Source organism: Streptomyces sp. NPDC054883 (genome assembly GCF_053610645.1).
Map to the genome: position 1 here is coordinate 107,756 of NZ_JBSGYT010000001.1, position 21,735 is coordinate 129,490.

At 73.0% G+C, this 21,735-nt stretch carries 24 protein-coding genes; 14 read left to right on the forward strand and 10 right to left on the reverse strand.

Features of this window, described 5'->3' with window-relative positions:
- The first annotated feature begins 156 nt into the window (after positions 1-156).
- The gene (locus ACWGH1_RS00535) at positions 157-957 is read left to right on the forward strand and encodes a hypothetical protein (RefSeq protein WP_453408283.1); all 801 of its coding nucleotides are present in this window, start codon (positions 157-159) and stop codon (positions 955-957) included.
- Here the strand turns inward: ACWGH1_RS00535 and ACWGH1_RS00540 are convergent.
- Positions 937-2,466: an MFS transporter gene (locus tag ACWGH1_RS00540; protein WP_453408284.1), complete on the reverse strand. Its 1,530-nt coding sequence runs from the start codon at positions 2,464-2,466 to the stop codon at positions 937-939. The genes ACWGH1_RS00535 and ACWGH1_RS00540 overlap by 21 nt on opposite strands.
- Before the next feature lie 210 nt (positions 2,467-2,676).
- Here ACWGH1_RS00540 and ACWGH1_RS00545 point away from each other — a divergent pair, with 210 nt between their 5' ends.
- Entirely contained in the window at positions 2,677-3,297 is a 621-nt protein-coding gene (locus ACWGH1_RS00545; protein ID WP_453353063.1) for an L-threonylcarbamoyladenylate synthase, read from the forward strand.
- Positions 3,298-3,327: 30 nt separating this feature from the next.
- Here the strand turns inward: ACWGH1_RS00545 and ACWGH1_RS00550 are convergent, their stop codons facing one another.
- Both ACWGH1_RS00550 and ACWGH1_RS00555 read right to left on the reverse strand, forming a co-directional pair.
- Positions 3,328-3,513, reverse strand: a complete 186-nt coding sequence (locus ACWGH1_RS00550; protein WP_453353064.1) for a hypothetical protein — start codon at positions 3,511-3,513, stop codon at positions 3,328-3,330.
- A gap of 11 nt (positions 3,514-3,524) precedes the next feature.
- Complete coding sequence (locus tag ACWGH1_RS00555) at positions 3,525-5,426, reverse strand: galactose oxidase-like domain-containing protein (RefSeq protein WP_453353065.1); 1,902 nt, start codon at positions 5,424-5,426, stop codon at positions 3,525-3,527.
- Between the two features lie 660 nt (positions 5,427-6,086).
- On the opposite strand from ACWGH1_RS00555, the gene ACWGH1_RS00560 reads away from it, so the two are divergent.
- The gene (locus ACWGH1_RS00560; protein WP_453353066.1) at positions 6,087-6,329 is read left to right on the forward strand and encodes an alpha/beta hydrolase; all 243 of its coding nucleotides are present in this window, start codon (positions 6,087-6,089) and stop codon (positions 6,327-6,329) included.
- A 22-nt stretch (positions 6,330-6,351) separates the two neighbouring features.
- On the opposite strand, the gene ACWGH1_RS00565 is transcribed toward ACWGH1_RS00560, so the two are convergent.
- Together ACWGH1_RS00565 and ACWGH1_RS00570 are read right to left on the reverse strand one after the other, a co-directional pair.
- Positions 6,352-7,545 carry a cytochrome P450 family protein gene (locus ACWGH1_RS00565; protein WP_453353067.1) on the reverse strand — a complete coding sequence of 398 codons (1,194 nt, stop codon included), beginning with the start codon at positions 7,543-7,545 and terminating at the stop codon, positions 6,352-6,354.
- A gap of 88 nt (positions 7,546-7,633) precedes the next feature.
- Positions 7,634-8,539 carry an MBL fold metallo-hydrolase gene (locus tag ACWGH1_RS00570; protein ID WP_453353068.1) on the reverse strand — a complete coding sequence of 302 codons (906 nt, stop codon included), beginning with the start codon at positions 8,537-8,539 and terminating at the stop codon, positions 7,634-7,636.
- Positions 8,540-8,639: 100 nt separating this feature from the next.
- Here ACWGH1_RS00570 and ACWGH1_RS00575 point away from each other — a divergent pair, with 100 nt between their 5' ends.
- Positions 8,640-9,593 carry an AraC family transcriptional regulator gene (locus ACWGH1_RS00575; RefSeq protein WP_453408285.1) on the forward strand — a complete coding sequence of 318 codons (954 nt, stop codon included), beginning with the start codon at positions 8,640-8,642 and terminating at the stop codon, positions 9,591-9,593.
- Here the strand turns inward: ACWGH1_RS00575 and ACWGH1_RS00580 are convergent.
- Entirely contained in the window at positions 9,590-10,345 is a 756-nt protein-coding gene (locus ACWGH1_RS00580) for a carbonic anhydrase (protein WP_453353070.1), read from the reverse strand. The genes ACWGH1_RS00575 and ACWGH1_RS00580 overlap by 4 nt on opposite strands.
- A 155-nt stretch (positions 10,346-10,500) precedes the next feature.
- Positions 10,501-11,151, reverse strand: coding sequence for a DUF4360 domain-containing protein (locus ACWGH1_RS00585; RefSeq protein ID WP_453353071.1), 651 nt, complete (start codon positions 11,149-11,151; stop codon positions 10,501-10,503).
- A 183-nt stretch (positions 11,152-11,334) separates the two neighbouring features.
- On the opposite strand from ACWGH1_RS00585, the gene ACWGH1_RS00590 reads away from it, so the two are divergent.
- From ACWGH1_RS00590 to ACWGH1_RS00605, 4 genes are all read left to right on the forward strand, one after another.
- Positions 11,335-11,694, forward strand: a complete 360-nt coding sequence (locus ACWGH1_RS00590; RefSeq protein ID WP_453353072.1) for a DUF6204 family protein — start codon at positions 11,335-11,337, stop codon at positions 11,692-11,694.
- Between the two features lie 116 nt (positions 11,695-11,810).
- Complete coding sequence (locus ACWGH1_RS00595; protein WP_453353073.1) at positions 11,811-12,548, forward strand: SAM-dependent methyltransferase; 738 nt, start codon at positions 11,811-11,813, stop codon at positions 12,546-12,548.
- 218 nt (positions 12,549-12,766) lie between these two features.
- Entirely contained in the window at positions 12,767-14,188 is a 1,422-nt protein-coding gene (locus tag ACWGH1_RS00600; RefSeq protein WP_453353074.1) for a glycoside hydrolase family 16 protein, read from the forward strand.
- A gap of 91 nt (positions 14,189-14,279) precedes the next feature.
- Positions 14,280-15,314 (forward strand): LacI family DNA-binding transcriptional regulator, encoded by a 1,035-nt coding sequence (locus ACWGH1_RS00605; RefSeq protein ID WP_453408286.1) that lies wholly within the window; start codon positions 14,280-14,282, stop codon positions 15,312-15,314.
- 636 nt (positions 15,315-15,950) lie between these two features.
- On the opposite strand, the gene ACWGH1_RS00610 is transcribed toward ACWGH1_RS00605, so the two are convergent.
- Positions 15,951-16,337, reverse strand: a complete 387-nt coding sequence (locus ACWGH1_RS00610) for a hypothetical protein (protein WP_453356432.1) — start codon at positions 16,335-16,337, stop codon at positions 15,951-15,953.
- Positions 16,338-16,512: 175 nt separating this feature from the next.
- Positions 16,513-16,923, reverse strand: coding sequence for an organic hydroperoxide resistance protein (locus ACWGH1_RS00615; protein WP_453356433.1), 411 nt, complete (start codon positions 16,921-16,923; stop codon positions 16,513-16,515).
- A 142-nt stretch (positions 16,924-17,065) separates the two neighbouring features.
- Here ACWGH1_RS00615 and ACWGH1_RS00620 point away from each other — a divergent pair, with 142 nt between their 5' ends.
- The gene (locus ACWGH1_RS00620; protein ID WP_453356434.1) at positions 17,066-17,545 is read left to right on the forward strand and encodes a MarR family winged helix-turn-helix transcriptional regulator; all 480 of its coding nucleotides are present in this window, start codon (positions 17,066-17,068) and stop codon (positions 17,543-17,545) included.
- A gap of 30 nt (positions 17,546-17,575) precedes the next feature.
- Here ACWGH1_RS00620 and ACWGH1_RS00625 read toward each other — a convergent pair whose 3' ends face one another.
- Entirely contained in the window at positions 17,576-18,028 is a 453-nt protein-coding gene (locus tag ACWGH1_RS00625; protein ID WP_453356435.1) for a MarR family winged helix-turn-helix transcriptional regulator, read from the reverse strand.
- 136 nt (positions 18,029-18,164) lie between these two features.
- Here ACWGH1_RS00625 and ACWGH1_RS00630 point away from each other — a divergent pair, with 136 nt between their 5' ends.
- From ACWGH1_RS00630 to ACWGH1_RS00650, 5 genes are all read left to right on the forward strand, one after another.
- Positions 18,165-19,679 carry an MFS transporter gene (locus ACWGH1_RS00630; protein ID WP_453356436.1) on the forward strand — a complete coding sequence of 505 codons (1,515 nt, stop codon included), beginning with the start codon at positions 18,165-18,167 and terminating at the stop codon, positions 19,677-19,679.
- Positions 19,680-19,854: 175 nt separating this feature from the next.
- Positions 19,855-20,547 carry a GmrSD restriction endonuclease domain-containing protein gene (locus tag ACWGH1_RS00635; protein WP_453357647.1) on the forward strand — a complete coding sequence of 231 codons (693 nt, stop codon included), beginning with the start codon at positions 19,855-19,857 and terminating at the stop codon, positions 20,545-20,547.
- Positions 20,544-20,819, forward strand: coding sequence for a hypothetical protein (locus tag ACWGH1_RS00640; RefSeq protein ID WP_453357648.1), 276 nt, complete (start codon positions 20,544-20,546; stop codon positions 20,817-20,819). Before ACWGH1_RS00635 ends, ACWGH1_RS00640 begins: the two co-directional genes overlap by 4 nt.
- 89 nt (positions 20,820-20,908) lie before the next feature.
- The gene (locus tag ACWGH1_RS00645) at positions 20,909-21,100 is read left to right on the forward strand and encodes a DUF5302 domain-containing protein (protein ID WP_329192845.1); all 192 of its coding nucleotides are present in this window, start codon (positions 20,909-20,911) and stop codon (positions 21,098-21,100) included.
- A gap of 177 nt (positions 21,101-21,277) precedes the next feature.
- Complete coding sequence (locus ACWGH1_RS00650; RefSeq protein ID WP_453408287.1) at positions 21,278-21,688, forward strand: rodlin; 411 nt, start codon at positions 21,278-21,280, stop codon at positions 21,686-21,688.
- Positions 21,689-21,735: the final 47 nt, after the last annotated feature.

Here is a 21,735-nt window from a genome sequence, read left to right on the forward strand (position 1 = left end):
CTGGTCGTTGTTTTCTGGGGGGGGTAGAAAGAATTGCTTACTTATCACCCCTGCGCCCCGCGCTGGGTGGTCGGGGGGCCGGCCCCGCGGCCGGGCGGGGCGCGGCCCGGACACCGTTCATCCACGCCAACCCCATCACCACGCTCGGGAGACTCAATGCTGCGCACTCGCCGTACGCTTCGCACCGCGTCCTACGCACTGGCCGCCACGGTGGTCGCCTCCGCCCCGCTCGCCGCGGGCCCCGCCCAGGCCGCCGCCGAACCCCTGCCGTCCCACTGGTGCTACGTCAACGGCCACGAGGCCCGTCCCGGACCGGTGGTGGAGGGCACGGACGGCCCGGACACGATCGTGTGCGAGAACGACGTCGAGAACGCCATCATCGACGGCAAGGGCGGCAACGACAACATCCGGGTGAAGGGCATGCTCATCGACGCCCAGGTGCTCGGCGGCGAGGGCGACGACACGCTCCAGGTCAACAACCTCTTCCCGCGCAACGGCAACTCGACGGTGCGCGGCGGCCTGGGCAACGACACGATCATCACCGCCCTCGTCGTCGGCACGGCGGCGCACGGAGCCGCCGTCTACGGCGACCACGGTGACGACAAGATCACCACCGGCGGCGTGATGGGAACGCCCGGCGAGTACGAGCGCGGCGGCGGCCAGGTCTTCGGCAACGACGGCAACGACGTGATCCGCACGGGCAACGTCGACCTCGGCGGCCGGGTCCTCGGCGGCGCCAACGACGACATCATCGAGCCCAGGACGGTGGGCTCGGAATCCGCCGGCATCATCCTGGGCGGTCCCGGCGACGACCAGGTCCGCGGTCAGAACGACGCCGTCCTGACCATCGGCCCCGGCTACGGGCAGGTCGACGGCGGCATCGGCACCAACCACTGCAAGGTGAAGCACTTCTCGACCGGCGACCGGATCCGCAGCTCAGTCGCGAACTGCCTCTGATCCCCGGTGCTCCGCGGGGCTCGCGTGGCGCCGCGCCACCGCGAGTCCCCCGGGCAGCATGAACCACGTCAGCACGGCTCCGACGGCGAAGACCGCGGCCGAGGCCGTGAACGCGGCGTGGCAGCCTTCCACAGCAGCCCGGGCCGCGGTGAGCGGCCCGGGCTGCCGGTGCGTCGCCAGGTAGCCGGCGGTCGCGGCGGCCGCGACCGTGCTCATCAGGGCCGTGCCGATCGAACCGCCGATCTGGCGCATCGAGTTGACGGTGGCGGAGCCGACTCCGGCCTCCCCGGGCGCGATGCCCGCCGTGGCGAGGTTCATGGCCGTCGCCGTCACCACGCCGACACCGAGGCCGGCCGCGATCTGGGCCGGCAGCACCTCGGCCGTGTAGGACCCGTCGACCGAGAGCCGGGTCAGCCAGGCCATCCCGCCCGCCGCGAGCAGCATCCCGCCGGCCACGCGCGTGCGGCCGCCGACCTTGCGGAGCAGGGCCGTGCCGCTGCCCATCGCGCTGAACATGATGGCGCCGGACATCGGCAGGAAGGCCAGGCCGGTCCGGGCCGGACCGTAGCCGCGGGTGTGCTGGAGGTAGAACGTCAGGAACAGGAACACCCCGAAGGTGGCGACGCCCGCGATGAACACGGCCAGCAGGGCCGCGCCCCGGACCCGGTCGAGCACGATCCGCAGCGGCAGCAGTGGATGCGGGGAGCGGGCCTGCCACGCGGCGAACGCGGCGAGCAGCAGGACGCCGACGCACAGCAGACCCCCGGTGCGCCCGGAGGCCCAGCCGTCGGAGCCCGCCCCGGCGAGCCCGTAGACGAAGCAGAACAGGCCGGTCGAGGCCAGGGCGGTACCGGGCAGGTCCAGCCGGGTCCGGGCGGTGGCGGGCTGCGGCGGGAGCAGCAGGAGCGCCCCGAGCACGGCGGCGACGGCGAAGAGGACGTTCACGTACAGGGTGGAGCGCCAGCTGAGGTGCTCGGTGAGCACGCCGCCCAGCAGCAGTCCCACCGCCCCGCCGGAGGAGGCCAGGGCCCCGAACACGCCGAAGGCCCGGCCCCGGTCCGCGGGGGTGGTGAAGGTGGTCGTGAGCAGGGAGAGGGCCGCGGGCGCCAGCAGGGCCGCGAAGACGCCCTGGCAGGCGCGGGCGCCGACCAGCAGACCGAAGGTGGCCGCGGAACCGCCGATCGCGGAGGACACCGCGAAACCGACCTGGCCGATGACGAAGGCCCGGCGGCGCCCGAACAGGTCGGCGAGTCTGCCGCCGAGCAGCAGCAGACTGCCGAAGGCCATGGCGTACGCGGTCACCACCCACTGGCGCTGACCGTCGGAGAAGCCGATGTCGGTCTGGGCCGAGGGCAGGGCGATGTTCACGATGGTGGCGTCCAGGACGACCATGACCTGGGCGAGGCCGATCACCGCGAGGATCCACCAGCGGCGCGGATCGGGCCGTGGTGCGGCGCCCGGCGCGCCGGCGGCGGTGCTGGTTCCGGGACCGGTGGGTTCTGTGGACACGGTGGCCCTCCATGGATTCCACTCGTACTGGCGGACGGGGTGTCTGGTTCGACAGTGGGCGAGCGGAGCCCCCGGGCCGGGCCCCTGGCCCGTACGCCACGCCACGATGCCGTCCGGACGGACCAGCGCGGCGGGCCGGCGGGGGCCGCACCGGGGGTGACGCGCGGACGCGTGGAACGCCGCGCCGGGACGATCCCGTAGGCTCGGCGGATGGCGAAGTACTTCGATGTGCACCCCGAGAACCCCCAGCAGCGCACGATCGGCAACGTGGCCGACAGCATCCGCTCCGGCGCGCTGGTCGCGTACCCGACCGATTCCCTGTACGCGCTGGGCTGCCAGCTGGGCAACCGTGACGGTCTCGACCGGATCCGCTCCATCCGCGACCTCGACGACCGGCACCACTTCACCCTCGTCTGCCAGAACTTCGCGCAGCTGGGGCAGTTCGTGCAGATCGACAACGACGTGTTCCGTGCGATCAAGGCGGCCACGCCGGGCAGCTACACCTTCATCCTGCCCGCCACCAAGGAAGTGCCGCGCCAGTTGCTGCACCCGAAGAAGAAGACGGTCGGAGTGCGCATCCCGGACCACACCGTCGTCCAGGCCCTGCTCGCGGAGATCGGCGAACCGCTGCTTTCCAGCAGCCTGCTGCTGCCCGACGAGCCCGAGCCGCTGACGCAGGGCTGGGAAATCAAGGAGCGGCTCGACCACGTCGTGGACATCGTCGTGGACTCGGGCGACTGCGGGACGAAGCCGACCACGGTCATCGACTTCTCGGGCGGCGGAGCCGAGATCGTCCGTTACGGCGCGGGCGACACGGCCCGCTTCGAGTAGCAGCTCCGCGCAGCCCGCCCGGCGCGGCCCTCAGATGCGTCGCAGGTACCGCGCGCACACGTTCCGCGCCCGGGCCAGGCCTTCGGGGAACTCCGCTCCGCTCTTGGGCAGCGCCCGGAAGTAGCCCATGCTGCCGGTGAGGACGAACAGCTCGGGCGTCTCGAACCACCAGGGGCAGGCGTTCCAGTCCGCGAGGTCCGCGTCGGGGTACGACACGCCGGCGCGCCTCAGCGGTGGCCCGGCTTGGGGCCCAGTTTGATCCACTGGGCCGTGCTCGGGACGCCCTTCGAGTTGAGCAGGAACAGCATGTAGTAGCCGGGCGGGGCGTCGGCCGCGGTGGGCGGGGTGCGCAGGGTGAGGGTGTCACCGCGGGTCGCGGTCAGGCGCAGCTCCAGGTGCCGCTGGCTGGTGTTCACGGCGTGCGTGACGGTCGTCGGGGCCAGCAGGACGGCCCGCGCCACGTCCGCGGGGGTGGAGGTGCGGACCCGGAACTGCGCGTCGTAGGCGAGTTCGCCGCGCGGCGCCCGGTCGAGGGCGGGCCGGGGGCCCCGGTGCAGGTAGGGCGGCTCGTAGAGTTCGACGCTGCCGTCCATCCCGTCGCCGATGTCGGGGTCGTTGGCGATCTGCTGGAGTTCGTCGCCGGTGATCATCACCCGCCCGTCGGGCATGACGAGGGCGTTGGAGTGGTAACCCCGGGGCAGCCGCTGGGCCGGTCCCAGGCTCCAGTGGCCGTGCGCGTCGCGCAGTTCGATCTGCCGGTACTTGAGGTCGGCCCTGGGGTTGAACGGCCCGTAGCCGTAGTTCCGGGTGTCGAGTGCCCCGTTGACGGTGAGCAGGGTGCCGTCCGGCAGGATCAGGGTGTCGTCCTGGGTGCGGCCGAACGCCCGGGGCGTGTCGGTGCTCCAGGTGCCGCCTGTCAGCCGGTAGGTGGACGGGTCGTGCGGGTCGCCGCCGAGCACCAGCACGGAGTCCGGGCCGCGCAGGCCCGCGGGCAGCGGGACGGCGGAGCCGTAGCCGCGGAAGTCGGCCGGCCGCCGGGGCAGATCCGAACGCGTCTGCTTGACCGGGTCGAAGACCCACTGCTGGTCGGCGTCGCGGCCGAGACCGTAGATCATGCCGTCCCGCAGCGAGAACAGATGCGGGTAGTCGTTGCGGAACGGGGCGTCCGCCGCGAACCGCTCGGCGGGGACGCCCGCCGGGATGTCGTACGGACGCCAGGGCACCCGGTGTCCGCGCGCCGGGAAGCGCTCCACCACCGGGGTGGGGTGTCCCGTACCGCGTTCGTCCTGGCCGGACATGATGAGCTGCCGGCCGTCGGCCCCGGTGACCACGGACGGGTACCAGCGGCCCACCGCCATGTCGCGGTTGCGGAACCAGGTCTCGGTCCAGGGGTCGAAGACGAAGGACAGCCTGGCGCCCGTACCGCCCTTCCCGCCGCCGTTGCCGCCGAAGACGCCGACCATGCCGTTGGGCAGGAAGGAGTGGCCCGCGCAGAAGAAGGGGGCGGGGCGCGGGGCGTACGTGCCGTCCGGCATCAGTACGGTCGGCGGCGGCACGTTCTTGAACGCCGCGGCGCCGGTGCCCTTGGCCGGGTCCCACAGGTAGGCCCGGCCGGCGTTGGTGCGGCCGATCCGGTCGGTGGGGCCGGTCTCCTTGGTGGGGTTGACCTCCACCCGTTCGAAGGAGAAGAGCAACACCTTGCCGGTGGGCAGCTGTGCCACGTGCACGCCGAAGTCGGGCGAGGGGAAGTACTCCGTGAAGCGGCCGTAGAGCCGCGCGGCGAAGCCGGCGTTGAGCCGCTGCTGTGAGGCGCCCAGCGAGGCGAGGCCGGCGGTGCGCCTCGACTGCGGGTACTCGCGCATCGCGTCGGCGGCCTTCCTGCGGCCGGCGTGGGCCCGGGCGTGGTCCTCGCCGATCGCGGCGGCCTCACCGGGCAGCGCGGCCCCGCCCGGGCGGGGCCCGGCGCCGCTCTGGTGGTGCGTGTCGTCGTGGGCGGGGGTGGCATCGACGGCGGGCGCGGCGGCGGCGAGGACGCCGGAGGCCAGCAGGGCCGTCGCGAGCAGGCGCAGGGACCGGGCGGCCCGCCCGCGCGGGGTGGACCGATCGGCGGATACGGGGGCTTGGGACATGGGACTCCTCGCAGCGACCACCGACAAAGCGCCCATGGTAGGAGAATCGGGGCACTCGCCCCGGTGTGACCGGGCCGGTGACCGGGCCGGTTCCCCGAACGGCTCCCGGCCGCCCGGGCGTCAGCCGCCGGGTCGGCCCCCCGTGGCGCGAGCGCGGGTGCGCCCGCCTTGGTGGGGCTCCGAGCGCGGGGGTGGTCCCGGGGGGGTGGTCCTGTCGCCACCGCGGATCCGGGTGCCAGCGGTATCGGGGCACCCGGCCGCCGCAGGCGACGATCTGACCGTCCGGAAGGTTGCGAGGGGGGAAGAGGAGGAGATGTGCTTGTCCAGGAAGCCCGTGCGGCGGGCGGCGACCGCGCTGTGCCGTGTGCCGGCCGTCGCGGCGCGCGCCGCGACGGCGGGGGCCGCTCCTCCCGTACCGGACCGGTAACGCCTCCAGCGACTCGACTGGCATCCGTGCACGAACGGCCCGTCGGAGTGCGCCGAAGGGGCCCCGGCGGACGTACGCGAGGCTGTGGCCGCGCGGCTCGCGCACCCCGTGGGGGCCGAATTCGCTGCCGACTTCTTCCCGGTCACCTGCGGGGACACCCCGTGGACGCGGGACGCCCGTTACTGGGAGGCGCCCCGCGTCAGGGGCACCGGCGCCGGTCTGCCCCCGCGCTCGTGCTGAACTCGACGCACGACCCCGCGACGTACTACGAGTCCGCGGTGCGCGCCCACCGCGGACTGGCCGGCTCACGGCTGCTCACGGTGGACGGCGGCTACCGCGACCAGTTCCAGAACCGCAATCCCTGCGTCGACGCCCGGGTGGCGGCCTTCCTCCTCGACGGGGTCCCGCCGGCCGAGGACGTCCGCTGCGCGGGCGGGCCGCTGCCGGAACCGGCGAGCGCACCCGCCGGGCCCTGACGGCGGCCGCCGGCCGCGGCTGCTACCAGCGGACGGGGAGCCGGCTCACGCCCCTCATCAGGCTGCCCGCCAGCCAGACCGGGGGGCCGCCGGCCGGGTCCTCGGCCAGGCCCGGGAAGCGCTCCAGGAGACTCCGGATCGCGATGCGGCCCTCCATCCGGGCCAGCGGGGCGCCCAGGCAGAAGTGCAGCCCGTGGCCGAAGGCGAGGTGGCCCTGCGGGGCCCGGTGGATGTCGAAGGTGTCGGGCTCCTCGAACCGTCCGGGGTCGCGGTCGGCGCCCGCCAGCGAGACGAGGACGGTGTCCCCGGCCGGGATCACGACGCCGCCGAGCTCCAGGTCCTGGCCCGCGTAGCGGTAGGTGGCGTTCTGCACGGGGCCGTCGTAGCGGAGCATCTCCTCGACCGCTCCGGACAGGAGTCCATCGAAGTCGGCCCGCAGTTCGGCGAGTTGCGCCGGATGGGCGAGCAGGGCCCGGATGCCGTTGGAGATGAGGTTGACCGTGGTCTCGTGGCCCGCGACGAGCAGCAGGAAGGCCATCCCGATCAGCTCCTCCCCGGACAGGGAGTCGCCGTCCTCGTCACGGGTGCGGATCAGGGCGCTGAGCAGGTCCTCGCCGGGGTCCTTCGCCTTGGCCTCGACCAGTTCGGCGAGGTAGGCACTGAGCTGCTCGTGGGCGACGCCGGCCGGGCCGGCCTGGCTGGGGGCCACCACCTCGTTGGACCAGTGGCGGAAACGCTCGCGGTCCAGGTCGGGCACGCCGAGCAGTTCGCAGATCACGGTCATCGGCAGCGGGAAGGCGAGTGTCCTGATCAGATCGCCGGTGCGCTCCGGCCGGGCCGCCATGGCGTCCAGGAGTTCGTCGGTGATCGCCTGGACGCGCGGCCGCATGGACTCCATGCGGCGCGCGGTGAACTCGCGTGCGACCAGGCGGCGCAGCCGGGTGTGGTGCGGCGGATCGGCTTCCAGCATGTTCGCATTGGCCGGCGTCGCCACGATTTCGGGGAACAGGTCGGTCTCGCGCCAGTCCTTGAGCAGGGCGGGGTGGTTGAGCGCCTGGCGCGCCTCCTCGTGCCCCACGACCAACCAGCTCGGCCCGGACAACCGGTCGTTCATCACGACCTGGTGGACCGGGCCGCTTTCCCGGAGTCCGGCGTAAAAGGTGTACGGATCTGCGTTGAAGTTCTCCGCACCGGAACTGATGTCTACTACAGGCATCGCTCCACAGTACGGCGCCAGGGGCGCCGGGAACGCGCTGTTTCCGGCCAGTCGGCCCGTGCGGCTCACCGCCCGCCGGACGCGCCGCTCAGCAGGCGGCCCATGGACCGAGGGTGAAGCCGGCGCCGGCGCGCCGCACTTCCACGGCGCCGGATCCGCCGAAGTGCGCGGGTATCACCAATTCCCTGTTGTCCGCAGCTCGTTCGAGGATCCGGCGGCGGGTTTCCGCGGCTTGGGCCCGGTCCAGGCAGAAGCAGCTGTTGTGCTCGGGGTCCAGGATCTGTACCGGGCTGTGCAACAGGTCGCCGACGAACACCGCACGGTCCCCGCCGGAGTCGAGCCGAAGCACACTGGAGCCGGGGGTGTGACCGGGCGCGGACTCCAGCACGAGGTGCTCGTCGATGCGGTGGCTGCCCCGCCAGAGCACCGCCTGCCCGGCGCGGTGGACGGGCTGGATGCTGTCCTCGTACATCAGCCGGTCGTCCTCCCGCAGGCCCCCGGCGTACGCGTTGCCGGGCCCGTAGTGGAAATCGTCGGCGGCGGGGATCAGGTACCGGGCGTTCGGAAAGGCGGGCGTCCATTCGCCGGCCGCGCCGACGGTGTTGCCGCCGACGTGATCGCCGTGCACGTGCGTGTTGACGACGATGTCCACGTCCTCGGGGCGGATCCCGGCCAGAGCCAGCCGGCCGAGGAGGTCGCCCCGCCAGTGGTGGAACATCGGCGAGGAGGGACGCTCGCGCATGTCGCCGACCCCGGTGTCCACCAGTACGGTCCGCCCGGCGCTGCGCAGCACCCAGGTCTGCATCGCCATCACCACGCGGTCCTCCTGCGGGTCCCAGTGGTCCGGCGCCAGCCAGTCGGCGTTCTCCCGCCACAGCTCGGCTCCGGCTCCCGGAACGACGGCGGAGGCGGGGGCGAAGGGTCCCTGCCACTCGACGACGCGGGTGACCTCGACGTCCCCCAGCATGATGCCCTGCTTGTTCTCGTGGTCCATGCGGTCGACTCTAGGCACTGCGCTTGAGCAGCTCAATGCTCTGGTGGCTCATGCCGATACGCGAAGCGCTCGTGCGTGGTACCGGGGCTACCCTTGCGCCATGGACGTGGTGAGCGACGCGATATCGACGGTCCGCATCGGACGGCCCTCCTCCAACCGGGTCCGGGTGAGCGGCAGTTGGTGTACCCGACTGGCCCCGTACGACGGCGCCGGCTTCCATGTCGTACTGGAGGGCAGCTGCCGGCTGCTGCGCGACGACGGCGGGCCGGTGCTCCTGGGCGCGGGTGACGCGGTGCTGCTGCCGCACGGAGCGGGGCACGTACTCGCCGATTCCCGGGCCGGGGACGGGGACCGGGGGCGCGCGGTGCCGTTCGAGGATTGGGCCGACGGGAAGTATCCGACCCGGGCCGCAGCCGGCCGCGGCAGCGAGAGCACGGTGCAGCTGTTGTGCGGGAAGTACCGGCTGGACCGCAGTCGGATGCATCCGCTCATGGGGGAACTGCCGGCCGTCGTCCACCTGCCGAACCGGGTGGGCGCGCACCCGGAGCTCCGCTCGGCGATCGACCTGTTGGGCGGCGAGCTGGGCGATCAGCGGCCCGGTGCGTGCATCGCCGTCCCCAGCCTGCTCGACCTGCTGCTGGTCTACATGATCCGGTCCTGGATGGCGGACGCCGCGACCGGGGCGTGGCCCGCCGTGCTGGGCGACCCCGTGGCGGCCGCCGCGCTGCGGGCGCTGCACTCCGACCCGGCCGCAGCGTGGACCAACGACCGCCTGGCCGCCGAAGCGGGCGTCTCGCGCCCGACGCTGGCCCGCCGGTTCACGGCCCTGGTGGGCCGGCCGCCGATGGCCTACCTGACCTGGTGGCGGCTGACCTTGGCGGCAACGCTGTTGCGCGACACCCCGGACCCGCTGACGGCCATCGCCCGCCGGGTCGGCTATGGCACCCCGTACGCCTTCTCGCACGCCTTCAACAGGGAGTTCGGCACGACTCCGGGGCGCTACCGGGACCGGACCCGGCGGACCGGCGCAACCGGCTCGCCCGCTCCCGCCTAACGCAGCGTGGTCACCCGCTGGTCGAGGAGCTGGTAGCGGGCCGCCGTCACCGAGAGCCGGCCGGTGGCTATGCGGTGGGCGATGTCGGGGTCGGCGGCCAGCAGGTCGCGGGTGCGGCGCGCGTGGGCGTCGATGGTGGCGTCGACGCGGGCGTCGCCCTGCTGCGAACGGTCGATCGAGGGGCGTATCTGGTCGGCCAGGTACTGGACGTGCGCCGGCAGCGGCTCGCCGGTCTCCTCCGCGCGGACGGCGGCCCCGACCGCCCCGCAGGACTGGTGGCCCAGGACCAGCACCAGGGGGATCGCCAGTTCCAGTACGCCGAAGGCGATGCTGCCCCGCACCGCTTCGTCCAGGACCTCGCCCGCCGACCGTACGGTGAGCAGGTCGCCGAGCCCCTGGTCGAAGACGAGTTCCGGAGGGACGCGGGAGTCGACGCAGCCCAGCACGATCGCGAACGGGTGCTGGGCCCGCGTGAGCTCCACGCGCAACGACGGTGACTCGTGCGGGTGTTCCTGGCGGTACGTCCGCCAGCGCCGGTTGCCCGCCGCCAGCTCGCGCAGGGCCTGGGCGGGGGTGCTCGGGCGCTGCCGCGCCGGCGGGCCGGCCGGGGCGGCGGAGGCCGGGAAGGCCGAACCGAGGCCGAGCACCGAGCCGGTGGCCGCCGTCCCCGCGACAGCGGTGCGCAGAACTGTCCGGCGACTGGGCGCACCAGTGGACGTGCGCTCGGAGCACACGAATGTGTTCGAATCCATCGCCGGACGGTATCCCGGCAGACCTGCGTGCACCCGGCCGCGGGCCCGTGATTGGCGCGATCGCTCCCGCGACTCGGCTCGATCCCGTGCGACGTCTCAGCCCGCGGACGGAGCGCGCCGCGGACGCCGCCCGGGATCGGACGGCGTCCGCCGGCTCAGCGGGCCGGGCACTGCTTCCAGGCGAAGTGGTACTTCGTGCTGATGCTGCCGTCGGTCGAGTCGACCGTGATGTAGCTGGTCTTCGTGCTGTCCGAGGTGCCGACCTCGGCACGCAGTTCGGTATTGATGTTGAAGTTGCGCTGGGCGCCACAGGGGGCGAAGACCAGGGACTCGATGCCCGTGGTGTCGGTGGTCTGCCAGTTGTCGGCCATCGCGCCGCGGAAGGTGTGGGTGCGGTAGGCGGTCTGGCTCATGCCCTGGAAGTAGTAGCTGGCCTTCTGGGTGCCGACGGCCCCGGGCTGCAGCTCGCCGTAGCCGCGGTAGTCGACCTTCGACACGGCGTAGGTGTAGCCCTGCGGTACGTGGACGAGCAGCGAAAGGAGGCAGTTCTTGCGGCCCTCGGTCGCGGGGACGCCCCCGCCGACCTGGGCCAGGTACTCGCTGTAGGTGACGGTGAAGGCCGAATTGTCGGGGGCCACGGCGACGGAGGCGGAGCCGGGCCGGCAGCCCGAGCCGTTGACCGAGGCGACGTCCACGGTCACCTTCTCCGGGGGCGTCGGCACGGCCGCCCCGGCGCCGGGGGCGAGCGTGGCGAGGGCGCCGGTCACGACGGCCGCGGTCAGCGTGGTGCGCAGTGAGTTGATCACATCGCCATGGAAGCGTCCGGCGGCGGCGCGAGCCCGTCGGCAGGTACGGGGACTCACCCCGATGGACGGCCCCGTTCACCGAAGAAACGATTAAGCGGAGCACGGCGATGGTCCGTACGGCCCAGCCCTGTCCCAGCGGAAAAACCCGGTGGACCTTTCCGGTCGCAGCACTAGCCTGTCGGCATGAGTCCCCGTACGTTCCGCGTGACCATCCGAGGCGCCTTCGACCGGCTCACCGCCGCCCAGCGCGCTGAACTGGAGGCTACGGCGCCCGCGCACGACCTGATGCGTGCGAGCTTCACCACCGAGGGCGACCTGACGTACGACCTCTCGCGCGACTGCTTCACTTTCCGCTTCCTCGACTCGGGCGAGGCGGAGGCGGACATCCTCGACGCCGCCGCGCGGGCCGAACTGGCGGCGGAGGCCTGGTTGACGGAACGCGGGTACGGCTACAAGCGCCTCAAGGTCCAGGCCCAGGACATGTCGCTGGCGCCGCTGAGCAAGCGCCAGCGCCGGGCCGCGGCCGGCGGGCACACCGCCTGATCCGGCAGGTCCCGGTCGCGGCAGGATGCGTGCGGGCGGCTCCTTCCGCCTCGAAGCCGCCGACCGAGCCGGAAAATGAGGTGCATCCGGGCCGCGCCGGCAGGCAGGCTGCGGCGGTGGACCGTGAACAGATCTCCCGCATCGCCCATGCCGACCATCCGATCAAGGCTCCCCTCGACGACGGATCCGTGCGCCGGCTCCTGGACCGCGGCGTCCCGCGCGCCGACGCCCGGGTGCTCGACCTCGGCTGCGGCACCGCGGAGTGGCTACTGCGCGCCCTGGACGCCCACCCGCGGCTGCACGCCGAGGGCGTCGACATCTCCGAGGAAGCCCTGGCGCAGGCCGGCCGGGCCGCGACCGGCCTCGGCGTACGCGAACGCCTCGTCCTCCACCACCGGCCGGCCGCGGACTTCAGCTCGGCGCAGCCGTTCGACCTCGTGCTCAGCGTCGGGGCCGCGCACGCCTTCGGCGGCCTGGTCCCCACCCTCGCCGCCGCACGCGCGCACCTGGCCCCCGGCGGCCGGGTCCTGATCGGCGAGGGCTTCTGGGAGCGCGAACCTTCCCGGGAGGCCGTCGAGATGCTCGGGGACTTCACCGACCTGGCCACCACCGTGGACCGGGTCGTCGCCGCCGGGTGGACCCCCGTCGACGGGCACGTCAGCACGCGCCGCGAACTGGACGACTACGAGTGGGCCTGCTGGGGGTCGCTGGCGTCATGGGCCCTTGACCGTCCCGACGATCCCGACGCCTCCGAGGCCCTCGAAACGGCCGCCACCCGGCGCTCCGAATGGCTGCGCGGCTACCGGGACACCTGGGGCTTCGTCTCCCTGATCCTGCGCCGGACGGCGGGCTGACCCGGCGCCGGGCCCCTCGCCGGTCCGCACGCCCCCTTCAAGCTGTGAACTCCCCCGGGGAGGAAGGGGGTTTCCCGGTTCCATCTCTTGACGGCCCTCACGGCGGGGAGCACAGTGACGGGCGACCTTCGTTTGAGAGCGCTCTCAACGAGAGGTCAATCAGCCCGCACCTCCCCCCACCGCGCCCCCCGAGGCGCACGCAGAGAGGGCCCCCACCCATGCACGAGACATCCGGCAGAAGGCGCCGCCCGCCCATCCGGCGTTCCGTCACAGCCGCCCTGAGCACGATGGCCGTCGCGGTGGCGGCCGCCGTGGCCGTGGCCGTCACCCCACCCGCGAACGCCGCCGCTCCCCCTGCCCCGGCCGGCTGGTCCCAGGTGTTCCTGGACGACTTCAACGGGGCCTCCGGCTCCGGCGTGAACACCGCCGACTGGCAGTACACGACCGGACGCGGCTACCCGGGCGGCCCCAGCGGCTTCGGGACCGGCGAGATCGAGACGATGACGGCGGACCCGGCCAACGTCTCGCTCGACGGCGCCGGTAACCTCCGGATCACCCCCCGCCGGGACGCGGCCGGCAACTGGACCTCGGCCCGGGTGGAGAGCAGGCGCTCCGACTTCCGGCCCCCGGCGGGCGGCACCCTGCGCACCGAGGCCCGGATCCAGATGCCGAACGTCACCGGCCCGGCGGCGAAGGGGTATTGGCCGGCCTTCTGGATGCTCGGGGCCCCCTACCGGGGCAACTGGTGGAACTGGCCCGGCATCGGCGAGCTGGACATCATGGAGAACGTCCAGGGCCTCAACAACGAGTGGGCCACCATGCACTGCGGCACCAGCCCGGGCGGCCCGTGCAACGAGACCTCCGGGATCGGCGGCCAGCGCGCCTGCACCGGCACCACCTGCCAGGGCGGCTTCCACACCTACGCGGTGGAATGGGACCGGTCCACGGCCGTGCAGGAGATGCGCTTCTACCTCGACGGCGTCAACTTCCACACGGTGAAGGCGAACCAGGTCGACGCCACCACCTGGGACAACGCCACGAACCACGGCTACTTCATCATCCTGAACGTCGCCATGGGCGGCGGTTTCCCCGACGCCTTCGGCGGCGGCCCCGACGCCGGCACCGAGCCCGGCCACCCGATGGTGGTCGACTACGTCTCCGTACTGCAACGGACCGGCGGCACCACCACACCCCCGACCACACCGCCCACCACACCGCCCACCGGCACCCGGGACGCCTACGCCGCCATCCAGGCGGAGTCCTACGACGACCAGGCGGGCACGGCCAAGGAGACCACTTCGGACTCCGGCGGCGGCCAGAACCTCGCCTCGCTGGCGAACGGTGACTGGGCCGTGTACAAGGGCGTCGACTTCGGCGCGAGCGCGGCCCGGCAGTTCTACGGGCGGGTCGCGAGCGGTGCGGCGGCCGGGGTGGGCGGTCTCGTGGAAGTCCGCGTCGACAGCCGTACGAGCCCGCCGGTCGGCAGCTTCTCCATCGCCGGAACCGGTGGCTGGCAGAGCTGGCGTACGGTCCCGGCCAACATCGGCTCCGTCACCGGCACCCACGACGTCTATCTGACCTTCACCAGCGGCCAGCCCGCCGACTTCGTGAACGTGAACTGGTTCGACTTCGGCCACTGACCGGCCCGTACCGCCGGGCACCCCCCGGCGGTACGGGTTAACCTGCTGCGCGGCAAAGGCAACCGCCGTCGGCCACGCATGAGGAGCGCCCGTGCCTGAACAGCTTCGTGTCCCCGGGGACCGCCCCACCCTGGAGGCCGTTGCGGCATTGGCCGGGGTGTCCCGGGCCACGGTGTCCCGCGTGGTCAACGGCGGCGACGGGGTCCGCGCGCACCTGGTGGACAAGGTCCGCGAGGCGGTGCGCGAGCTCGGCTACGTACCCAACCACGCGGCCCGCACCCTGGTCACCCGGCGCACCGGGGCGGTTGCCGTGATCATCCCCGAACCGGAGATACGGATCTTCTCCGACCCGTTCTTCTCGCGCCAGATACGCGGCATCAGCCGGGAACTCACCTCCAATGACGCCCAGTTGGTGCTGCTGCTGGTGGAGAACCGGGGGGACTACGACCGGATCGAGCGGTACCTGGCGGGCGGCCACGTCGACGGGGCGCTCGCCTTTTCGCTGCACACGGACGATCCGCTGCCGGAGATCACCCGGCGGATCGGCATGCCCACGGTGTACGGCGGCAGGCCGGGCTGGACGGCCGGCCCCGGAGACCTCGCCCCCGCCTTCGTCGACGCCGACAACCGGGGCGGCGCGCGGGAGGCGGTACGTCATCTGCTCGCCCGGGGCCGGCGGTGCGTGGGACACATCGCGGGCCCGCTCGACCAGACGTCGGCGATCGACCGGCTCGACGGCTACCGGGACGTCCTGGTCGCGGGTGATCCGGCGCTGGTCGAGGCGGGGGACTTCACCACGGCCGGCGGGGCCCGCGCGATGCGGGAGCTGCTGGAGCGCCGGCCGGCCCTGGACGGGGTGTTCGCCGCGAACGACCTGATGGCGACGGGCGCCCTCGCGGTGCTGCGCGAGCGCGGCCTGGACGTGCCCGGGGACGTGGCGGTGGTCGGCTTCGACGACACCGAGCGGGTGGCCGAGGTGGCGGATCCGCCGCTGACGACGGTCCGCCAGGACGTCGAGGGGATGGGGCGCCTGATGGCCCGGCTGCTGCTGGGCACGCTGGATTCCGCGCAGCCGCCGCAGTCGGTGATCACGCCGACCGTGCTGGTCCGGCGGGCCTCGGCCTGACGCCGCCGCGCCGCCGGTCAGTCGGGGGCGTCGGTGCGGATGCGGGCCTCGGCCCGGCCGGGCTGCGCCGAGACGGGTGTGCGGGGAGGCCGGGTCGCCGAGCACCGGGGCGACCTCGCGGACGCCCGAGCCCGCTCGGGCGGTGACGCGGAAGCGGGTGGCCGGGGCGAGGCTGGGGTCGATCCGGCCCGCGCCGACGCGGGCGGTGACCTGGTCGAGCGGCGCCAGGAACGCGGCCACCGCGCGGCCCGAGACCGCCGTGATGTCGGCGCGGGCCGTGACTGGCCGCGCTGGCGAGGGCCCCGCCCCGGGGCGGCCGGGGTGTCCCACTGGACCACCGCCTGGATCGGCCTGGACGCGATGCCGGCGGCCGGACTGCGGGGACCGGGATGCTGCCGCGCCGACGGGATCCCCGCGCCGCTCCGGTGGCGGCCGCGACGGCCGCGCTGCCGGCGGTCGACGCCTGGTTCGACGTCACGACCTCGCCGGACACCGGCGGTCGGTCTGGCCCGGCTGCCGGCGGCGGCGCGGAGCTGCCGCTGGCGGTGGCCTGCGCCGTGGTGGCCGCTCGGCGTCCCCGCTGACCGGCGCCCGGGTTGACTGGCTCGGCAGCCCGGGCCCCGCACGGGCCGCCGGTCAGCCGAGGCCCAGTCCGCGCGGCGGTACGAAGAGGTGCGCGGCCCGGTGTTCGGCCGCCACCAGGGCTGCCCCGAGGCGGAATTCCGCTTCCTCGGTCCGGGCGAGTCTGCGTTCGTGGTCCCCGCACCGCTCGCACTCCGGCGCCCATTCGGGCAACAGGCCCTCGTGGCTGGTGGCCAGGTGGCGGGCGAGCCGGATCCGCGAGCCGGGGCCGCTGTCGACGGGGTCCCAGTCGACCCCCCGCTGCCCCGTGAGCCACATTTCCTCGGTGACCCGCTCGATGCGCTTCATGGACCGGTAGAGGCGGAAACAGTCGGTGCAGTCGAACATCCAGGCCGGCGGCAGCGGCCACACGTCCCGAGGGTCGAGTTCATCGGCGCTCATGCCGCCACGGTAGTGGCGCCGCCCTGCCGCGTGCAGCCGATCGGCCGCACTTCCCCGTCCCCCAACGCTGTCGCGTCAGCGCGGAGTTGACCGGCGCCCCGGACGCCTGCGGCGCCCACGGGTATCGGGGGCGCCGGCCGGGCCGTCGCGGCGGGTGCGGCGCCGCGGGCGGCGACTACTCGATGACGAGCTCGACGGGGATGTTGCCGCGGGTCGCCTTGGAGTACGGGCAGACCTCGTGCGCCTGCTTGACCAGCAGGGCGCCGGTCTCGCCCGCGAGGGACTCGGGGAGCTCGATGCGCAGGGTGACGGCCAGACCGAAGCCGGAACCGTCCTGGCCGATGGAGGTCTCGGCGGTGACGGAGATGTCGCCGGTGTCGACCTTGGCCTGGCGGCCGACCAGGCCGAGCGCGCTGGCGAAGCAGGCGGCGTAGCCGGCCGCGAAGAGCTGCTCGGGGTTGGTGCCCTGCCCGTTGCCGCCGAGCGCCGGCGGCATGGCCAGCGCGAGGTCGATCTGGCCGTCGGAGCTGACTGCGCGGCCCTCACGGCCGTTGGCGGTGGCGACAGCGGTGTACAGCGCTTCCATCGGAGTTCCTCTCGGGAAATGGGCAAGGCGGTCCGGGGTGAACCTCGGCGGCCGGTGACCCGATCGCCTCCACCAGTAGAGCACGCGATTCAGTTGTGCACAACTCAATGGCGGGCAGGTCTCCACCCGGTACACTGGCCGCATGACCCAGCAGCCCGCCGCCCCCCTCCGCGACCAGGACTTCCTGCGACTGGACGGGCAGATCTGCTTCGCGCTGAACGCCGCGAGCCGCGCGTTCGGCGGTCTCTACCGGGTCGTCCTGAAGGATCTCGGCCTGACCTACCCCCAGTACCTGGTGATGCTGGTGCTGTGGGAGCACGGCGAGACGCCCGTCAAGCAGCTCGGCCAGTACCTGCGGCTCGACTCGGGCACGCTGTCGCCGCTGCTCAAGCGACTCGAAGCGGCCGGCCTGGTCCGGCGCGAGCGCAGCACCGAGGACGAGCGCTCGGTCCACGCCGTACTGACCGACGAGGGCGCCGCGCTGCGCGCCCGCGCCGTGGAGGTGCCCCGCCGCATCGCAGCGGCGACGGGGTTCGAGCTGGAGGAGATCCGCGATCTCCAGACGCGACTGAGCCGCCTCACCGCGGCCCTCGACGCCGCCGCGCTCGACGCAGAACTCTGACGCCGCGACGGCCGGCGGGCGCCCCTGCCGTCAGGCGTCCTTCTCCATGGTGGGCCGCAGCCGCTCCAGCAGGGCGTAGAGCGTCGCGCCCTCCTCCTCGTCCAGGGTGTCGAGCGCGCCGTGGGTCGCCTGCATCTCCTCGCGCACCCGCCGGATGATGTCGCGGCCCTCCTGCGTGGCGACGACGTTCTTCACGCGCCGGTCGACCGGGGACGGCTCGCGCCGCACCAGCTCGCGCGCCTCCAGCCGGTCGACGATGCCGGTGACGTTGGACGCGTCACACACCAGCAAGGTGGCGAGACCCCGCATCGGCACCGGCCCCTCCAGTTGGGCGAGGACCCGGGCCTGCGTGGAAGTGAGGCCGTAGCGGGCCGCGGCCGCCGCGAAATCCCGCCACTGGGCGGCACCGATGGCGGCGAGCAGCTCCAGCAGCTGGAGCTTGGTCGGGCGGTGGGGGACGGCCGGTCCGGCGGTGGCACTCATGTGGTTGAGGGTACCAAGAAGGTTGACATTATCAATTGTTTACTTGACCTCCTTAACTATTGGGGCCTACCTTCATCCAAGTACTTCATGAGATAAAACATCTGCGATCTGAAGCGTTAAGAAGGTCCTGCCAGCCATGAGCACCGCCGCATCCGCCCCCTCCGCCGCCGGGCCCAGGAACGAGACGGTCATCGTCTTCGCCCTGAGCCTCGCCGCCATGGTCGTGTCGATGATGCAGACCCTGCCCGTACCGATCCTGGGTCTGATCCGCAACGACCTCGGCACCTCGACCGCCAACGTCAGCTGGGTCACCACCGCCACCCTGCTGTCCGCCGCCGTCTTCACCCCGCTGCTGGGCCGCTTCGGCGACCAGCACGGCAAGAAGCCGACCCTGGTGGCCGTACTCGCCGTCATGGTCGCGGGTTCCGTCGTCGCCGCTCTCGCGACCTCGCTGCCGCTGCTCATCCTGGGCCGGGTCCTCCAGGGCGCCGCCACCGCGATCTTCCCGCTGGCCCTCTCCGTACTGCGCGAAGAGGTCCGGCCGCAGAAGCTGCCGGGTGCCATGGCGCTGGTCAGCGGCACGCTCGCGTTCGGCAGCGGCCTGGCGCTGGTCGCCACCGGCCTGCTGACCTCGGGTGACGGAGCCGATTACCGCAATGCCTTCTGGATGGCGACCGGCTTCGCGACGCTCGCCCTCCTCGCGGTCGTCTTCCTGGTCCCGGCCACCCGCCACAAGACCGGCGGCCGCACCGACTTCCTGGGCGCCCTGACCCTGGGCATCGCCCTGCTGCTGCTCCTGCTGCCCATCTCGCAGGGCCACGAGTGGGGCTGGTCCTCCGGCCGTACGCTCGGCAGCTTCGCCGGCGCCGCCGTCATGACGGCCGTCTGGGTCCTGGTCGAGCGCAAGGTGCGCGAGCCCCTGGTCGACATGCGGATGTTCGTCCACCGCCCGGTGCTGATGGCCAACCTGGCCGGCATCCTCGTCGGCTTCGGCATGTTCGCGAACTTCCTGGGCGTCTCCTACCTCGTGCAGATGCCGAAGGCGCTGACCGGCTACGGATTCGACGCGTCGATCCTGCGCGCCTCCGTCCAGTTCCTGCTGCCCGGTGCGATCGTCTCGCTGCTCGCCTCGCCCATCGGCGGCCAGTTGGTCCGCCACCGCGGCCCGCGGATCGCGCTGGCCCTGGCCGCCGGGCTCGGCGCCGTCGGCTTCGGCTGGCTGGCCCTCGACCACGGCAACACCTTCTCGGTGATCGGCGCCGGCGTCATCGTCGGTGCGGCCGTCAGCTTCGGCTACGCGGCCATGCCCGCCGTGATCATGTCGAGCGTCCCGCACCACCAGAGCGGCATCGCCAACGGCATCAACTCGATCTCCCGCTCGACCGGCAGCGCGATCGGCAGCGCCATCGTCACGACGATCCTGGCCTCCAAGACCATCGAGCACCTCCCGCCGGGCGTTCCCGCCCTGCCCGCCGAATCCGGTTTCACCCTGACGTTCGGCATCGGCGCGGCGGCGTTCGCCCTGGTCGCCCTGATCAGCTGGACCGGGCTGCGCAAGGGCCACGGCCCCCGCGTGACGGAGCCCGTCGCCTCCGGCGAGGCGGCTGCGGCCCCGGCCCCGAAGGTGGCCGAGACGGCCGACGCCGTCTGATCCCCACCCGTACACCGAAACCGCCCCCGGCCCTCCCGGTCCGGGGGCGGTCCGCGTCTTCCGCCCGGTCCTCCCGGGGCAGGGTCCGCGGCTCGCGCGGGTGGCGGCCGGTGGGACGGCCCCGGCTGGGTAGGCTTCCCAAAACGGTGCGCGGAGTTCGGGGCGGGGTGGGGTCATGGGTCGTCAGGCGGGGCTGCGGGGTGCGGCGGTGGCCGTGGCGCTGCTGCTGGGACTGTCGGGATGCGGTCGGTCCGGCGGGAGCGCCGGCGGCGGTCCCCCGGCCGGCGGTGACGCGAAGCCCGCGGCCGGGGACGTACTGCCCGGCATGGTCAGCGCGGCCGTGGCCCGGACGCAACTGGCCGCGCTCGTGGTCGGCAAGCCCGCGACGATGGCCGGCTACAGCCGCGACAAGTTCACGCACTGGGCCGAGCAGGGCAACAAGTGCGACACCCGCGAGGTCGTCCTCAGGCGCGACGGCAAGAACGTCACCCAGGACGCGGAGTGCCGGGCGGTGTCCGGCACCTGGAAGAGCCTGTACGACGGCGCGGACATCAGCGACGCGGCGAAGCTGGACATCGACCACATGGTCCCGCTCGCCGAGGGCTGGCGCTCCGGCGCCGCCGCCTGGGACGCCGCGAAGCGCAAGTCCTTCGCCAACGACCTGACGCGCCCCCAGCTGCTGGCCGTCTCAGCGGCCTCCAACCGTTCGAAGGGCGACCAGAGCCCGGACCTGTGGCAGCCGCCGGACAAGGCGAGCTGGTGCCAGTACGGGCGCGCCTGGACCACCGTCAAGTCCCATTACGGGCTGACCGTCACCCCACCGGAGAAGGCCATGCTCAGCACGATGATCGACACCTGCGCCTCATGAGCGCGCCGCGGCAGTGGCAGGACACCGTCACCGCCGGACCCGGCGGCGCCATGACCGACGAGGTCGGCGTGATCACCGGGGACCTCACGCTGCGCACCCTGGCCGGGCCGGACGGCAAGGTGCGCTTCGATATCCAGTACCTCGACGCCGACGAGTGGTACACCCTCACGGGCAGTCCCGTCGCCCATGGTGATCCGTACGCCCTCCACCTGGCGGCCCTGCGGGCGGTCCGCGCGGGCGGCGGCGCCGTGGCCCCGCACCCCGGCACTTGACCGACCCGCCGCCCGTCGCCGGGAACGCGCTGGTCAGCGCGGCTGCGGGCTGACAGACTGAGGTGGCTCCATCACCCCCAGGAGGACCTATGGCCGACGAGACCGACACCCCGCAGGACGAATCCCCCGCCGAGGAGGCCAAGCGCAAGTTCCGCGAGGCCCTGGAGCGCAACGCGGCGAACGCGCATTCCCAGCAGGCCCACCAGAGCCGGGCGAAGGTACAGGGCGCCAGCAGCGGCCCCGGCGGCAAGAACAAGAAGGTGCGCCGCAAGACCGGCTGACGCGTTCCGCCGGGCGGCCCGGACCCCGCGCGGGGTGCGCCGCCCAGCGGGCGTGTCGCCTTCCGGTCCGCGGATCGTTGGGCCGCATGGGTGACGGGCGATAACCCCCGGGCAGGTCGGTAGTTGATCTGGACGTACCCGCCGGGGACAGCTCATGCGACAGAAGGATTCCTCACCATGCTCAAGAAGTTCATGGCCACCGCCGCGGTCACCGCTTCCGTAGTCGGCGCCGGAGCCATCGCCGCCTCCCCGGCGATGGCGATCGGCAACGACAACGGCGTGAACACCGTCAACGGCAACGGCGCCGCGCAGATCTACGGCAACCAGAAGACCGAGGGCGCCATGAGCCCCCAGCTGAGCCTGGTCCAGGGTTCGCTGAACAAGCTCTGCGTCGGCCTGCCTGCCAAGGTCAACGCCCAGTCGCTGATCGCCCTGCTCAACATCGGCGTCCAGGACATCAACGTCCTGTCCAACCCGCAGAACCAGCAGTGCACCGAGAACTCCACCCAGGCCAAGGGCGACGAGTCCCTGTCGCACATCGTGGACAACATCCCGGTCCTGTCCGGGAACCTGTCCGCCGGCAGCTGACCACTTCTCACCCCGGACCGGCCGGGCCGGCCAGAGCCACACCGCCC

What these genes read in the sequence shown, in the direction of transcription:
- ACWGH1_RS00535 (WP_453408283.1), top strand. Translation starts at nt 157, where the DNA reads ATGCTGCGCACTCGCCGTACGCTTCGCACCGCGTCCTACGCACTGGCC.
- ACWGH1_RS00545 (WP_453353063.1), top strand. Translation starts at nt 2,677, where the DNA reads ATGGCGAAGTACTTCGATGTGCACCCCGAGAACCCCCAGCAGCGCACG.
- ACWGH1_RS00555 (WP_453353065.1), bottom strand. Translation starts at nt 5,426, where the DNA reads ATGTCCCAAGCCCCCGTATCCGCCGATCGGTCCACCCCGCGCGGGCGG.
- ACWGH1_RS00565 (WP_453353067.1), bottom strand. Translation starts at nt 7,545, where the DNA reads ATGCCTGTAGTAGACATCAGTTCCGGTGCGGAGAACTTCAACGCAGAT.
- ACWGH1_RS00570 (WP_453353068.1), bottom strand. Translation starts at nt 8,539, where the DNA reads ATGGACCACGAGAACAAGCAGGGCATCATGCTGGGGGACGTCGAGGTC.
- ACWGH1_RS00575 (WP_453408285.1), top strand. Translation starts at nt 8,640, where the DNA reads ATGGACGTGGTGAGCGACGCGATATCGACGGTCCGCATCGGACGGCCC.
- ACWGH1_RS00580 (WP_453353070.1), bottom strand. Translation starts at nt 10,345, where the DNA reads ATGGATTCGAACACATTCGTGTGCTCCGAGCGCACGTCCACTGGTGCG.
- ACWGH1_RS00590 (WP_453353072.1), top strand. Translation starts at nt 11,335, where the DNA reads ATGAGTCCCCGTACGTTCCGCGTGACCATCCGAGGCGCCTTCGACCGG.
- ACWGH1_RS00600 (WP_453353074.1), top strand. Translation starts at nt 12,767, where the DNA reads ATGCACGAGACATCCGGCAGAAGGCGCCGCCCGCCCATCCGGCGTTCC.
- ACWGH1_RS00610 (WP_453356432.1), bottom strand. Translation starts at nt 16,337, where the DNA reads ATGAGCGCCGATGAACTCGACCCTCGGGACGTGTGGCCGCTGCCGCCG.
- ACWGH1_RS00615 (WP_453356433.1), bottom strand. Translation starts at nt 16,923, where the DNA reads ATGGAAGCGCTGTACACCGCTGTCGCCACCGCCAACGGCCGTGAGGGC.
- ACWGH1_RS00620 (WP_453356434.1), top strand. Translation starts at nt 17,066, where the DNA reads ATGACCCAGCAGCCCGCCGCCCCCCTCCGCGACCAGGACTTCCTGCGA.
- ACWGH1_RS00625 (WP_453356435.1), bottom strand. Translation starts at nt 18,028, where the DNA reads ATGAGTGCCACCGCCGGACCGGCCGTCCCCCACCGCCCGACCAAGCTC.
- ACWGH1_RS00630 (WP_453356436.1), top strand. Translation starts at nt 18,165, where the DNA reads ATGAGCACCGCCGCATCCGCCCCCTCCGCCGCCGGGCCCAGGAACGAG.
- ACWGH1_RS00635 (WP_453357647.1), top strand. Translation starts at nt 19,855, where the DNA reads ATGGGTCGTCAGGCGGGGCTGCGGGGTGCGGCGGTGGCCGTGGCGCTG.
- ACWGH1_RS00640 (WP_453357648.1), top strand. Translation starts at nt 20,544, where the DNA reads ATGAGCGCGCCGCGGCAGTGGCAGGACACCGTCACCGCCGGACCCGGC.
- ACWGH1_RS00645 (WP_329192845.1), top strand. Translation starts at nt 20,909, where the DNA reads ATGGCCGACGAGACCGACACCCCGCAGGACGAATCCCCCGCCGAGGAG.
- ACWGH1_RS00650 (WP_453408287.1), top strand. Translation starts at nt 21,278, where the DNA reads ATGCTCAAGAAGTTCATGGCCACCGCCGCGGTCACCGCTTCCGTAGTC.